The organism is Segnochrobactrum spirostomi, assembly GCF_009600605.1.
GTDB classification, from domain to species: Bacteria; Pseudomonadota; Alphaproteobacteria; order Rhizobiales; family Segnochrobactraceae; genus Segnochrobactrum; species Segnochrobactrum spirostomi.
In genome coordinates this window covers 3,808,552-3,820,511 of the sequence record NZ_VWNA01000001.1, presented here as the reverse complement: position 1 = coordinate 3,820,511, position 11,960 = coordinate 3,808,552, and the positions used below count along the sequence as shown (strand labels likewise).

Here is an 11,960-nt window from a genome sequence, read left to right as displayed (position 1 = left end):
GCACCGCCCTCGTCGCGCGATCGCACCGTCTCACGGATGACATATTGCAACTCTTATAATAAGTTTTACTGATTATATATCTTCCTAGGAGCCAGTATGACCCCCTTCATCCCGACGAAGACCGCGCTCGTTCTCATCGATCTCCAGAACGGCACGCTCGGCATGCCGCTGGCGCCGCACGACCGCCACGCCGTCGTCGCGGCGGCGCGCCGCCTGATCGAGGCGGTGAAGGGGGCGGGTGGCGTGATCGTCGAGGTGCGCGTCGGCTTTTCCGAGGGCGCGGCCGACCGGCTCGCCCAGCCTGTCGACGCGGCGATGACCCTGCCGCCGGGCGGCTTTCCGGCCGATTGGTCGGAGCGCACGCCCGAACTCGCCGATCTCTCCCCGACCATCAGCATCCTCAAGCGGCACTGGAGTGCGTTTTTCGGCACCGAGCTCGACCTCCAGCTCCGCCGCCGCGGTATCGAGGCGGTCATCGTCTGCGGCGTCGCGACCAATTTCGGCGTCGAGCAGACGGCGCGCGACGCCTGGCATCTGAACTACCGCGTCGTGATCGCCGAGGACGCCTCGTCGAGCTTCGGCGAGGGCATGCACGCCTTCGCGGTGGAACGGATCCTCCCCCGCGTCGCGCAGGTGCGCCGCACCGCGGAGATCGTTGCGGCCTTCAATGGCTGAACGGCGCCGCCCGCCGAGTGATTTGCGTCAACGCCACGTTATCATCCAGCCCTATGGTGCAGGCGCGTTTCATGTCGGCGGAGGGTCACTCGATGAGTACGGAACAGGCCGTAGCGGTGCAGGCGAGCGACAGCACGGCGGATAACGCGGCGAGCGAGATCGGCGCGCTGATGGACGAGGTTCTCGCCCTGCGCGACCAGGTCGCCACCGACGGCGCCGCGCTCATGGGACGGTTCGGCCGCTCCGACCACGATGCCGCGATCGGCAACCTCGCCCATTATATGAGCTTGCGGCACCGCGACCTGCGCCCCCTCCAGCACCGCCTGATGTGGCGCGGGCTGTCCTCCCTCGGGCGCATCGAAAGCCGCGTGCTGCCGACGCTCGACGCCGTCCTCTGCGCCCTCGCGGCGATGGCCGGCCGGCAGAGCCCGCATCCCGCCCCGAGCGAAGCCGCCTTCTTCGCCGGCGAACTGCGGCTTGCGAACGCGACCGACCACCTGTTCGGCGTGCCCCGTCAGGGGCGGCGCAGCCGCATCATGGTGACGCTGCCGAGCGAGGCGGCGACCGACCGCGAGGTGGTGTTCGATCTCGCTCGCCGCGGCATGGACATCGCCCGCATCAATTGCGCCCACGACGATCATCTGGCTTGGCGTGCCATGGCGGCGAACGTCCGCGCCGCGGGTGAATTTGTCGCCCGCCGCCTCACCATCCTGATGGACATCGCAGGCCCCAAGATCCGCACGGAAACAATCGTCGCGCCGGGTTCCGGCGTCCGCCTGATGGCCGGCGATGCGTTCCGCCTCGTCGCCAAGGCGGAGCCCTACGGCACCGAGGAGGTGCCGTTCTGCGCCGCGGTCTCGCTGCCCGAGATGGTCAACCGCCTCTCGGTCGGCGACCGTCTGCGCTACGACGACGGCAAGCTCGAAGGCACGGTCGAGAGCGTCGGCGATGGCGAGGCGATCATCCGCGTCGCGCGCACCAAGGCCGGCGGCACCAAGCTCAAATCCGAGAAGGGCATCAACCTGCCCGACACCGCGCTCGGCCTGTCGCCGCTCACCGACAAGGACGAGCGCGACCTCGCGACGGTGGTCGAGTGCGCCGACATGGTCGGCTATTCGTTCGTGAGCCGCCCCGACGACATCGACCTCCTCGAAGAGGCGCTGGCGCGCCAGGGCAAGCCCGGTCACCCGATCGGTCTCGTCGCCAAGATCGAGCGGCCCGAGGCGGTCAAGAACCTGCCCGACCTCATCGCCCGCGCGAGCGGCCGGCGCCCCTTCGCGGTGATGATCGCCCGCGGCGATCTCGCCGCCGAGATCGGCTTCGAACGTCTCGCCGAGATGCAGGAGGAAATCCTGTGGATCTGCGAGGCCGCGGGCGTTCCGGCGATCTGGGCAACCCAGGTGCTCGAGGAGCTCGTCAAGCACGGCGTCCCCTCGCGCGGCGAGATGACGGACGCCGCCATGGCCGGCCGCGCCGAGTGCGTGATGCTCAACAAGGGGCCCGAGGTCGGGGCTGCGGTCGACGTGCTCGACCGCTTGCTGACGCGGATGGATGCCCACGTTTTCAAGAAGACGTCGCGCATGCGCGCGCTGAAATCCTGGTAGGCGCCGGGCCTCAGCCGGGCGCGGAGAACGCCGCGAGAAGGCCCGCGACCGGCTCACCCCGGTCGCGACGCAGCGCGTCCTCTTCGAGGGCGACGACGGCAAGTCCGTGGCGGTGCGCGAGGGCGCGCAGATAATCGGCGCCGTGGGCGAAACGGAGCGAAGGCTGAAGCTGCCAACCCTCGCCCGCCCCGCGCTCGACCGAGAAGACGACGAGGGCGCCGGCCGCGAGCCGGGGCCGCATCGCGGCGAACACCGGTTCGAGATCGCCGAGATAGCAGAACACGTCCGCCGCGGTGACGAGATCGATGGGCGCGCCGCCGTCCGCGAGGAACGCCACGACGTCGCCGACGGCGAGGCGATCGTAGAGCCCCTTCTCCTCCGCCACCGCGACCATGCCGGCCGAGAGATCGACGCCGTCGAGCCGGTGCGCCCACGGCCGCAGGATCGGCGCCATCAGGCCGGTGCCGCAGCCGAGATCGACGGCGTGAGCCGCCGGCCGCGTCGCAAGTGCCGGCCGGAGGCGGGCGAGGAGATCACCGAGGCGCCCCGGCACCCGGTAGCCGAGCCCGTCGATCAAGGCGCTTTCGAAGCGCGGCGCGTATTGGTCGAACAGGTCGCGGACATAGGCCGCGGGCGGCGCGGCGGGCGCCGCCTCCCCCGCGAGCTTGGCGATCTTGAGGCTCGCGCCGAACGGATCATCGGGCGCGAGCGTCAGAGCCTGCCGGTAGGCCGCGACCGCAGCCAACGCCTCGCCCGCCTCCTCCCGCGCCCTGCCGAGCGCCGCCCAGCCGGCCGCCCAGGCGGGCGCAAGCTCGACGGCCTGGGCGAACAGGTCGGCCGCCGCCACGGCGTCGCCGTCGGCGAGCAGGCCCTCGGCATAGACGTAGCGACGATCGGCGAGCACGTCGCCGGAGGAGTGGAAGAAGGCGGTGGTCATGGCGGTCCGGTCATCATCGCGGCCGTTGGGCCGGCGTTCGCCCGAGCACTAAGCCAGCCCCGCCGCCAAGGAAAGCACTCGGCTACGCCGTCCCGCTTCCCGCTCGCCCACCTCCGGCGACGACAGCGCGTTCCGTTCCCTTTGCCATGGCGCCCGGGGCGTGCTACGCGCGCCACGCGCCCTCTCTGGCAAGATGCGTCGCGCAAGTCTCTTCTTGCGCGCCGCATCCCGCGCCCGAAAATCCCGCGCTCCAACCGGACCGGAGGCCCCATGTCCCGCCCGACGCTGTCCCGCCCGATCGCCATCGCCCCCTCGATCCTGTCGGCCGATTTCTCGCGCCTCGCCGAGGAGGTCCGCGCCGTGGACGCCGCCGGGGCGGACTGGATCCATCTCGACATCATGGACGGCCATTTCGTGCCGAACATCACCTTCGGCCCGCCGGTGGTGAAGGCGATCCGCCCGACGACGGCGAAGCGCTTCGACGTCCATCTGATGATCGAGCCCGCCGATCCCTATCTCGAGGCCTTCGCCGAGGCCGGCGCCGACAGCCTGATCGTCCATGCCGAGGCCGGTCCCCATATCGACCGCTCGCTTCAGGCGATCCGCCATCTCGGCAAGAAGGCCGGCGTCGCCATCAATCCTGGTACGCCGGTCGAGGCGGTCGAGTTCCTCATCGACCGCGCCGACCTCATCCTCGTCATGACCGTCAATCCCGGCTTCGGCGGCCAGGCCTTCATTCCGGCGATGGTCGAGAAGGTCGCGCGGGTCAAGGCGCTGATCGGCGACCGGCCGATCGACATCGAGGTCGACGGCGGCATCGTGCCGGAGACCGCGGCCGCCGTCGCCGCGGCGGGTGCCAACGCCTTCGTCGCCGGCTCCGCCGTCTTCAAGGACGGTCCGGCCGCCTATGCCCGCCACATCGAGGCGATCCGCGCCGCCGCGGAGAGCGCCCGGCGGGGCTGACCCCACCCCTCACGCGCCCCGTCGCGGCAAAACCCTTCAGAAGGAGCCTTCATGATCCCGCGTTACAGCCGGCCGGAGATGGCCGCGATCTGGTCGCCGGAAACCCGTTTCCGCATCTGGTTCGAGATCGAGGCCCACGCCTGCGACGCCCTCGCCGAGCTCGGCGTGATCCCGAAATCGGCGGCCGAGACGATCTGGAAGATGGGCAAGGCGGCCGAGTTCGACACCGCCCGCATCGACGAGATCGAGCGCGAGGTCAAACACGACGTCATTGCCTTCCTGACCCACTTGGCCGAGCATGTCGGCCCGGACGCCCGCTTCGTCCACCAGGGCATGACCTCGTCCGACGTGCTCGACACCTGCTTCAACATCCAGCTCGTGCGCGCCGCCGATCTCCTGATCGCCGACGTCGATGCCCTTCTCGCCGCCCTCGAGCGCCGCGCCTTCGAGCACAAGCTGACGCCGACCATCGGCCGCAGCCACGGCATCCATGCCGAGCCGGTCACGTTCGGCCTCAAGCTCGCCCAAGCCTATGCCGAATTCGCGCGCAACCGCGCCCGCCTCGTCGCCGCCCGCGAAGAGGTCGCGACCTGCGCCATCTCGGGCGCCGTCGGCACCTTCGCCAACATCGATCCCAGGGTCGAGGAACACGTCGCGGCCGCGCTCGGCCTGAAGCCCGAGCCGGTCTCCACCCAGGTCATCCCGCGCGACCGCCACGCCATGTTCTTCGCGACGCTCGGCGTCGTCGCCTCCTCGATCGAGCGGCTGGCGACGGAAATCCGCCATCTGCAGCGCACCGAGGTGCTGGAGGCCGAGGAATATTTCTCGCCGGGCCAGAAGGGCTCGTCGGCGATGCCGCACAAGCGCAACCCGGTGCTGTCCGAGAACCTGACCGGCCTCGCCCGCATGGTGCGCGCCTATGCGCTGCCGGCGATGGAGAACGTGGCGCTCTGGCACGAGCGCGACATCTCCCATTCCTCGGTCGAGCGGATGATCGGCCCGGACGCGACGGTGACGCTCGACTTCGCCCTGTCGCGCCTCGCCGGCGTGATCGACAAGCTGTTGATCTATCCGGAGCGGATGCAGAGCAATCTCGATCGTCTCGGCGGCCTCGTCCATTCGCAGCGCGTGCTGCTGGCGCTGACCCAGAAGGGCGTGGCGCGCGAGGATGCCTACCGTCTCGTCCAGCGCAACGCGATGCCGGTGTGGGAGAAGGGCGGCGACTTCCTGGCGCTGCTCAAGGCCGACGCCGACGTGCGCGCCCGCCTCGACGAGGCCGAGCTCGAGGCCCTGTTCGACCTCGATTATCACCTGAAGCACGTCGATACGGTGTTCCGCCGCGTCTTCGGCCGCGCCTGACACGCGATGGCGGTCGCCGCGAAAGCCGGCGGCCGCTCTCACCCGCGCGAGAGGCCGTTCAGCTCTCGTCGCGGGTCAGCACGCCGCTCTTGAAGAGCAGGCCCGCGAAGGCGGCGCCGACGAGGGGCGCGATCACGAACAGCCAGACCTGATTGAGCGCGAGCGGGTTGCTGCCCGCCCCGACGATGGCGGGGCCGAGCGAACGGGCCGGATTGACCGAGACGCCCGTGATGTTGATGCCGACGATGTGGATGGCCGTCAGCGTCAGGCCGATCGCGAGGCCGGACAGCCCGTGAACGTGGGTCGGGTTGCCGCTCTGGGTGATGCCGAGCACGGCGACGAGGAGCAGGAAGGTTGCAACCACCTCGAACACGAAGGCCGAGGTGAGGTCGTAGCCGCCGAGATAGCCGCCGCCCCACCCGTTCTGCCCGAGCGCCGCCGGCGCCCAGCCGCCCCCCTTGCCCGACAGGATCAGATAGAGCGCCGCCGCGCCGAAGATGGCGCCGATCACCTGCGAGATCGCGTAGACGACGAACTCGCCCGCCGACATGCGGCCGGCCATCAGCACACCGAACGACACCGCCGGGTTGAGGTGGCAGCCGGAGATCGGGCCGATGCCGTAGGCCATCGCGATGAAGGCGAAACCGAAGGCGAACGCGATCGGAAGACCGTCGATCGCCGTCGATGATGCTCCCATCCCGGCCATGGCCGCGGCGCCGCACCCGAACAGCACCAGCGTGAAGGTGCCGATGAACTCCGCCGCCGCTTTCTTCATGGGATGCTTTCCGAGTCTCGAGACTTACGACCAGACCATTAGCTGCGTCGGCACACCGAGCGCCGGACCGGCGCTCGCAAGGCGGTGATCGAGAGTGTGAACGGTCGCACCATTTTCGGCCGCGACGGCGAGGTGTAGGGCATCTCCAGCCCGCAAACCAAGCCCATGTTGATCGGCGAACTGAGCCGCCTGGCGGAAATGCCGGCTTCGGACGTGGAGAACCTTGAAGTTCTCGGCAACCAGACTTTGAAAGAGCGCCATGGCAGCGGCGCGCTGATCAAGGTTGATCTGACCTGTGCGCAGCTTGATCGCCAGCGCCGACGACATCTCGGTGAAGGTCCACTCGCTGATGAGGAGTTCCTCGACGCTGCGCTCTTGAAGCCACACCTGCGCAAGGGGCGTCACGGTTTCACGAACAACGCCTGCCACGATCAAGGACGTGTCGAGATAGAGCATCAATAGGGCTCGTCGTCCCGCATGGCTCGCACCAGATCCGCAGCGCTTTGCGTCTGAAGCGGCATCGTCTGCGTGACAGCAGCGAGGCGCGCGGCATCGATCGGCTTTCGCGGCGCCGGCACCGCCGTGATGCGCGCCACGAGCTTGCCGCGGCGGGTGATGTCGACCGTCTCGCCCGCCTCGACCTGATCGATCAGTTCGCTTAAGTGTGCCTTTGCCTCTGCAAGACTTACCGTTCCCATCGCACTCTCCTGACCATTTAGATAGTCATATAGCACGAAGGCCGGTGCTTTCCGAGACCGACGGCGGCGGCCTCTCAATTCGAGGCTCCGGCCCCACACCGCGCATCAGGTCGTCAGTTTGACGAAGGCCGTGCCGAGCAATCCGACGTCGTAGAAGCCGGAAATGAAGGTGAGCGCCACAGCGAGCTGGGTGACGAAGCAGAGCACGACGAGAACGCCGACGACGAGGCCCCGGTCCAGCACCGTGCCGCGGACGATCACGCGGACGTTACGCCGGAACGACAGCGCGAAGAGATATTGGACGACGAGAACCGCGAGCGCCAGGAACGCCGCGGCGACGATGTGGAGAAGCGCGGGCCGGATGTCGTGCCAGCGCTCGACGATCTCGACCGCCTTGGTGATTTCCGACCCCGTGATGATGTCGAGGCCCATCATGGCGAGGAAATTGCGCACCGCCTCGAAGGCGGCCGCGGCCCGCGCGCGGGAGAGGTCGGCCTCGGAGTCGATGACGGCCGGCGGCGACATTCAGACCTCCCGGCCATCGCAATTGCCGAAAGCCCGCCGCCCGCCCATCGATCCGTGACCCAGCATTCCCGGCCCGTGCGGCGTCACCCGCCGATGCGGGAGAAGTCCGCGACCGTGCGGGTGGCGGCGCGCAGGCCGGCGAGCAGCTTCAGCCGGGTGACGCGGACCTCAGGATCCTCGGCGTTGACGAGGATGTTCTCGAAGAACAGGTCCACCGGCTGGCGCAGGCGGCCGAGCGCCGAGATGGCGGCCGGGAAATCCTCGTTCAGCACCGCGCTCTCCGCCGCGATGGTCGCCTCGCCGATCGCTTCCCACAAGGCGAACTCGATGGGGTCGGCGAGCAGGTCCTGGTTGAGGATGCTGTCGTAGACGACGCCGTCCTTCTTCTCCTCGGCCTTGAGGATGTTGGCGGCACGGCGATAGCCGGCGAGCAGGTTCGCCCCGTCCTCGCTGTCGAGGAAGGCGCCGAGCGCCTCGACGCGGCGCACGATGCTGAGGATGTCGTCTTGAGTCCCGAGGGCGAGCACGGCATCGACGAGATCGTGACGCGCGCCGTGCTCCCGCAACTGCACCTTCAGGCGATCGGCGAAGAACGCGAGGAGATCGTGAGCAACCTCCTGGCCCTTGGAATCGATCTCCCGGAAGCGCTGATCCAGCACCTCCGCCTCGCTCGTCAAAGCCTCGGGCAGCGCCTTGGCTCCCTGCCAGCCGAGCTTCTTGAAGATATCGACCAGCGACGTCGTCGCCTCCTGCCCCTCGCGCCAGATCCGCTGGGCGACGACGGCACGCCCCGCTTCGCGGATGAGGCGCGCGAGCCCGAGCTGCAGCCGGTTGTCGAGGATGATGCGCACGACGCCGAGCGCGGCGCGGCGCAGCGCGAACGGGTCCTTGGAGCCGGTCGGCTTCTCGTCGATGATCCAGAAGCCGGTCAGCATATCGATCTTGTCGGCGAGCGCGACGGCGATCGAGACGGGCGCCGTCGGCACCGCATCCGACGGACCCTGCGGCTTGTAATGGTCTTCGATCGCAGCGGCGATCTTGGCATCGAGGCCCTGGGCCTCGGCATAGCGCCGGCCCATGTAGCCCTGCAGCTCGGGGAATTCGCCGACCATCTCGGTCATGAGATCGGCCTTGGCGAGCCGGGCGGCGCGATCGGCGTCGGCCGGATCCGCGCCGACGTGGGGCGCGATCTCGCGGGCGATCGCGGCGATGCGCTCGACCCGCTCGGCCTGGGTGCCGAGCTTCTCGTGGAAGGTGACGATTTGGAGCTTCTTGGCGCGCTCCTCGAGCGGCACCTTGAGGTCGGTCTCGTAGAAGAACTTGGCGTCCGACAGACGGGCGCGCACCACGCGCTCGTTGCCGCCGACGATCGCCCGCCCGCCGTCGTGGGCCTCGATGTTGGCGGTCAGCACGAACTTGTTGGCGAGCCGGCCGGTGCGCGGATCGCGCAGCACGAAGCACTTCTGGTTGGCGCGGATGGTCGAGCGGATCACCGCGTCGGGGATCGACAGGAAGCTCGGATCGAACGAGCCGATCAGCACCACCGGCCACTCGACGAGGCCGGCGACCTCGGAGAGCAGCGCGTCGTCTTCGACGAGTTCGAGGCCGAGCGCGAAGGCGCGGTCGCGGGCGTCGTGGAGGATGATGTCGCGCCGGCGATCGCCGTCGAGCACCACCTTGGCCCGCTCGAGCTTCGCCACATAATCGTCGAAGCGCTTGACGGTGAAGACGTCGGGGGCGTGGAAGCGATGGCCGCGCGTCTGGTTGCCGGAGCGGATGCCGTCGATGTCGAAGTGGACGATTTCCGGCTCTTCGGTCTCGGGCCCGAAGGTGCAGACGATCGAGTGCAGCGGCCGCACCCAGCGCAGGGTGCCGGTGCCCCAACGCATCGACTTCGGCCACGGGAACGCGCGCACGACCTGGGGGATCAGCTCGGCCACGACGTCGACCGTCGCCCGCCCCGCCTTGCGGACCGTGGCGACGTAGAACTCACCCTTCTTCGGGTCGGAGACGATGGTCGCCTGATCGATCGAGGCGAGACCGGCTGCCTTGAGGAAGCCTTCGATCGCCGCCTCCGGCGCACCGACGCGCGGCCCCTTGCGCTCCTCCTCGACGTCGGCCGAGCGGGCCGGCAGTCCGACGACGTTGAGAGCCAACCGCCGCGGGGTGGCGAAGGCGGTCACGCCCTCCTGGGGCAGACCGGCCGCGGTGAGCCCCTCGGTGACGAGCGCGGCGAGGTCCGCCGCCGCCCGCCGCTGCATGCGGGCCGGGATCTCTTCGGAAAAGAGCTCGAGAAAAAGGTCGGGCATCGGATTTCGCGCTCTGAAGGTTGTGGGCGCTCGGGTCTTTGACCGCGCGGCCGCCGGTGACGGCGGGACGCTCGCGCGGCCGAACGGAGAAGGCTCAGGCGTCGACGCCACCGGCGGTCGTCTTGAGCCAGGCGGCGCCGCAGGCCTTGGCGAGCTCGCGCACCCTCAGGATGTAGCTCTGCCGTTCGGTCACGGAGATCACGCCCCGCGCGTCGAGCAGATTGAAGATGTGGCTCGCCTTGATGCACTGGTCGTAGGCCGGCTGCGCCATGCGGTGGCGCCCGCCGTCGTCGCCCGCCGCGAGGAGATGCCGGCATTCCTTCTCGGCGTCCTGGAAGTGGCGCAGCAGGAGCTCGGTGTCGGCGTGCTCGAAATTATGCCGCGAATATTCCTGCTCGGCCTGGAGGAAGACGTCGCCGTAGGAGATCCGCTCGGCGCCGTCGCGCCCGTTGAAGTTCAGGTCGTAGACGTTCTCGACGCCCTGGATGTACATCGCAAGCCGCTCGAGGCCGTAGGTGAGCTCGCCCGAGACGGGCGCGCACTCGAAGCCGGCGACCTGCTGGAAATAGGTGAACTGGGACACTTCCATCCCATCGCACCAGCATTCCCAGCCGAGGCCCCAGGCGCCGAGCGTCGGGCTCTCCCAATCGTCCTCGACGAAGCGCACGTCGTGGAGGGTCGGATCGAGACCGATCGCCTTCAAGCTGCCGAGATAGAGATCCTGGAGGTCGGGCGGCGACGGCTTCAGGAGCACCTGGAACTGGTAATAATGCTGGAGGCGGTTCGGGTTCTCGCCGTAGCGGCCGTCCTTCGGCCGCCGCGAGGGTTGCACATAGGCGGCCTTCCACGGTAGCGGGCCGAGGGAGCGCAGCGTGGTCGCCGGATGGAACGTACCGGCGCCGACCTCCATGTCGTAGGGCTGGAGCACGACACAACCCTGCGCCGCCCAGAAGGTCTGGAGCGTGAGCAGGAGCCCCTGGAACGAGCGTTCGGGGCGGAGATAGGGCGGCGTCTCGTTCGCCATCGGCGACGACCTCATGCGCAGACGGGCCGGCCACGCGGCCGGCCGGGAAAAAGCGCGCGGACCTTGCGACGAGCGACGGGCGGGGTCAAGGCTCGCGCACGGTCTTCAGGCCCGCCCGCATGTGCACGGCGCGCAGACGTTACGCCTCAGAGCGCGATGGTGCCGGCGAGAACCGGAACGCAGGCGCCGGAGACCCGGACCGGCGCGACGGTGCCGGCGGTCTTGCTCGTCCGCACCCGGATCTCGCTGCGCCGCCCCATCTCAACGCCCTGCACGATGAGCCGGTCGAACGGGAAATCGGATGCCGGATCGAGGGCCGCGAGGTGGGCGGCGAGCGCCGCCGAGGCGCTTCCCGTCGCCGGGTCCTCTTCGGTGTTGCTCAGGGGCGCGAACATCCGCGCGCGGATGTGATCGTCGAGGCGATGGAACAGGAAGACCGCGAAATGATCGTCGTCGCGCGGATGGCGGCGGTCCGCCTCGGCGAAGGCCTGGCGGAGCGGCGCGGCCCGGCCGAGCGCCGCGAGATCGCGCACCTCCGCGAACACGAAGGGTAATCCGACCGAGGCCATCACCGGCTGCCAGCCGGGCGCGAGGTCGTCCGCCGTGAGCGACGCACAGGCCGCGACCAGAGCGGGATCGATCTCGTAATGGATGGCGAGCGGGCGCGGCGCCACGATCTCGGCCCCGACGACGGCCCCCTCTTCCCGCGCGAGCGCGACCTCGACGCGGCCGGCGATCTCCTCGAACACCATGGCCTCGCCGACGGGCCGACCGAACGCCTCGCCGCGCCGGCCGAGCACGAAGGCGGTGCCGACATTGGGATGGCCGGCGAAGGGAATCTCGTCCGTCGGCGTGAAGATGCGCACCCGCGCGGTGTTCGCGGGGTCCTCAGGCGGCAGCACGAAGGTCGATTCCGAATAGCCGAACTCCGCCGCGATCGCCTGCATCTCCTCGGTGGAGAGGCCGCCGGCATCCGGCACGACGGCGAGCGGATTGCCGCCGAAACGCTGCCGCGTGAACACATCGACGGTGACGAACTCGATGGATGCCATGGGCAGACTCCCGGCCAACTCCTGTCGGCCGGGACCTTA

At 69.2% G+C, this 11,960-nt stretch carries 12 protein-coding genes; 4 read left to right on the top strand and 8 right to left on the bottom strand.

All coding sequences use genetic code 11. The annotated features are described in order from the left end of the window. Window positions 1-96: 96 nt before the first annotated feature. Both F0357_RS17215 and F0357_RS17210 read left to right on the top strand, forming a co-directional pair. On the top strand, window positions 97-675 hold the full coding sequence (locus F0357_RS17215; protein WP_153484917.1) for an isochorismatase family protein: 579 nt from the start codon (window positions 97-99) through the stop codon (window positions 673-675). Between the two features lie 92 nt (window positions 676-767). Beyond that, window positions 768-2,279: a pyruvate kinase gene (locus F0357_RS17210; RefSeq protein WP_153484914.1), complete on the top strand. Its 1,512-nt coding sequence runs from the start codon at window positions 768-770 to the stop codon at window positions 2,277-2,279. 10 nt (window positions 2,280-2,289) lie between these two features. Here the strand turns inward: F0357_RS17210 and F0357_RS17205 are convergent, their stop codons facing one another. After that, window positions 2,290-3,216, bottom strand: a complete 927-nt coding sequence (locus tag F0357_RS17205) for a class I SAM-dependent DNA methyltransferase (protein ID WP_153484912.1) — start codon at window positions 3,214-3,216, stop codon at window positions 2,290-2,292. Window positions 3,217-3,486: 270 nt separating this feature from the next. Between F0357_RS17205 and rpe the strand changes: the two genes are divergently transcribed. Both rpe and purB read left to right on the top strand, forming a co-directional pair. Next, window positions 3,487-4,179: a ribulose-phosphate 3-epimerase gene (gene rpe / locus F0357_RS17200; RefSeq protein ID WP_153484910.1), complete on the top strand. Its 693-nt coding sequence runs from the start codon at window positions 3,487-3,489 to the stop codon at window positions 4,177-4,179. A 51-nt stretch (window positions 4,180-4,230) separates the two neighbouring features. After that, window positions 4,231-5,538 carry an adenylosuccinate lyase gene (purB, locus tag F0357_RS17195; protein WP_153484908.1) on the top strand — a complete coding sequence of 436 codons (1,308 nt, stop codon included), beginning with the start codon at window positions 4,231-4,233 and terminating at the stop codon, window positions 5,536-5,538. A 58-nt stretch (window positions 5,539-5,596) separates the two neighbouring features. On the opposite strand, the gene F0357_RS17190 is transcribed toward purB, so the two are convergent. The 7 genes from F0357_RS17190 to F0357_RS17160 form a co-directional block, all read right to left on the bottom strand. Next, the gene (locus tag F0357_RS17190) at window positions 5,597-6,313 is read right to left on the bottom strand and encodes an MIP/aquaporin family protein (RefSeq protein WP_153484905.1); all 717 of its coding nucleotides are present in this window, start codon (window positions 6,311-6,313) and stop codon (window positions 5,597-5,599) included. 24 nt (window positions 6,314-6,337) lie between these two features. After that, entirely contained in the window at window positions 6,338-6,769 is a 432-nt protein-coding gene (locus tag F0357_RS17185) for a type II toxin-antitoxin system VapC family toxin (RefSeq protein ID WP_153484903.1), read from the bottom strand. Continuing rightward, the gene (locus F0357_RS17180) at window positions 6,769-7,011 is read right to left on the bottom strand and encodes a type II toxin-antitoxin system Phd/YefM family antitoxin (protein WP_153487232.1); all 243 of its coding nucleotides are present in this window, start codon (window positions 7,009-7,011) and stop codon (window positions 6,769-6,771) included. The genes F0357_RS17185 and F0357_RS17180 overlap by 1 nt, the downstream gene beginning before the upstream one ends. A gap of 105 nt (window positions 7,012-7,116) precedes the next feature. After that, window positions 7,117-7,536 carry a hypothetical protein gene (locus tag F0357_RS17175; RefSeq protein WP_153484901.1) on the bottom strand — a complete coding sequence of 140 codons (420 nt, stop codon included), beginning with the start codon at window positions 7,534-7,536 and terminating at the stop codon, window positions 7,117-7,119. 83 nt (window positions 7,537-7,619) lie between these two features. After that, window positions 7,620-9,845, bottom strand: coding sequence for a glycine--tRNA ligase subunit beta (gene glyS, locus F0357_RS17170; protein ID WP_153484898.1), 2,226 nt, complete (start codon window positions 9,843-9,845; stop codon window positions 7,620-7,622). A 94-nt stretch (window positions 9,846-9,939) separates the two neighbouring features. Beyond that, on the bottom strand, window positions 9,940-10,869 hold the full coding sequence (locus tag F0357_RS17165; RefSeq protein WP_153484896.1) for a glycine--tRNA ligase subunit alpha: 930 nt from the start codon (window positions 10,867-10,869) through the stop codon (window positions 9,940-9,942). A gap of 146 nt (window positions 10,870-11,015) precedes the next feature. Continuing rightward, window positions 11,016-11,921 (bottom strand): PhzF family protein, encoded by a 906-nt coding sequence (locus tag F0357_RS17160; RefSeq protein WP_153484893.1) that lies wholly within the window; start codon window positions 11,919-11,921, stop codon window positions 11,016-11,018. Between the last annotated feature and the right edge of the window lie 39 nt (window positions 11,922-11,960).

Excerpts from the sequence above, each read along its gene's own strand:
- F0357_RS17215 (WP_153484917.1), top strand. The coding sequence starts at position 97 with ATGACCCCCTTCATCCCGACGAAGACCGCGCTCGTTCTCATCGATCTC.
- F0357_RS17210 (WP_153484914.1), top strand. The coding sequence starts at position 768 with ATGAGTACGGAACAGGCCGTAGCGGTGCAGGCGAGCGACAGCACGGCG.
- F0357_RS17205 (WP_153484912.1), bottom strand. The coding sequence starts at position 3,216 with ATGACCACCGCCTTCTTCCACTCCTCCGGCGACGTGCTCGCCGATCGT.
- rpe (WP_153484910.1), top strand. The coding sequence starts at position 3,487 with ATGTCCCGCCCGACGCTGTCCCGCCCGATCGCCATCGCCCCCTCGATC.
- purB (WP_153484908.1), top strand. The coding sequence starts at position 4,231 with ATGATCCCGCGTTACAGCCGGCCGGAGATGGCCGCGATCTGGTCGCCG.
- F0357_RS17190 (WP_153484905.1), bottom strand. The coding sequence starts at position 6,313 with ATGAAGAAAGCGGCGGCGGAGTTCATCGGCACCTTCACGCTGGTGCTG.
- F0357_RS17185 (WP_153484903.1), bottom strand. The coding sequence starts at position 6,769 with ATGCTCTATCTCGACACGTCCTTGATCGTGGCAGGCGTTGTTCGTGAA.
- F0357_RS17180 (WP_153487232.1), bottom strand. The coding sequence starts at position 7,011 with ATGGGAACGGTAAGTCTTGCAGAGGCAAAGGCACACTTAAGCGAACTG.
- F0357_RS17175 (WP_153484901.1), bottom strand. The coding sequence starts at position 7,536 with ATGTCGCCGCCGGCCGTCATCGACTCCGAGGCCGACCTCTCCCGCGCG.
- glyS (WP_153484898.1), bottom strand. The coding sequence starts at position 9,845 with ATGCCCGACCTTTTTCTCGAGCTCTTTTCCGAAGAGATCCCGGCCCGC.
- F0357_RS17165 (WP_153484896.1), bottom strand. The coding sequence starts at position 10,869 with ATGGCGAACGAGACGCCGCCCTATCTCCGCCCCGAACGCTCGTTCCAG.
- F0357_RS17160 (WP_153484893.1), bottom strand. The coding sequence starts at position 11,921 with ATGGCATCCATCGAGTTCGTCACCGTCGATGTGTTCACGCGGCAGCGT.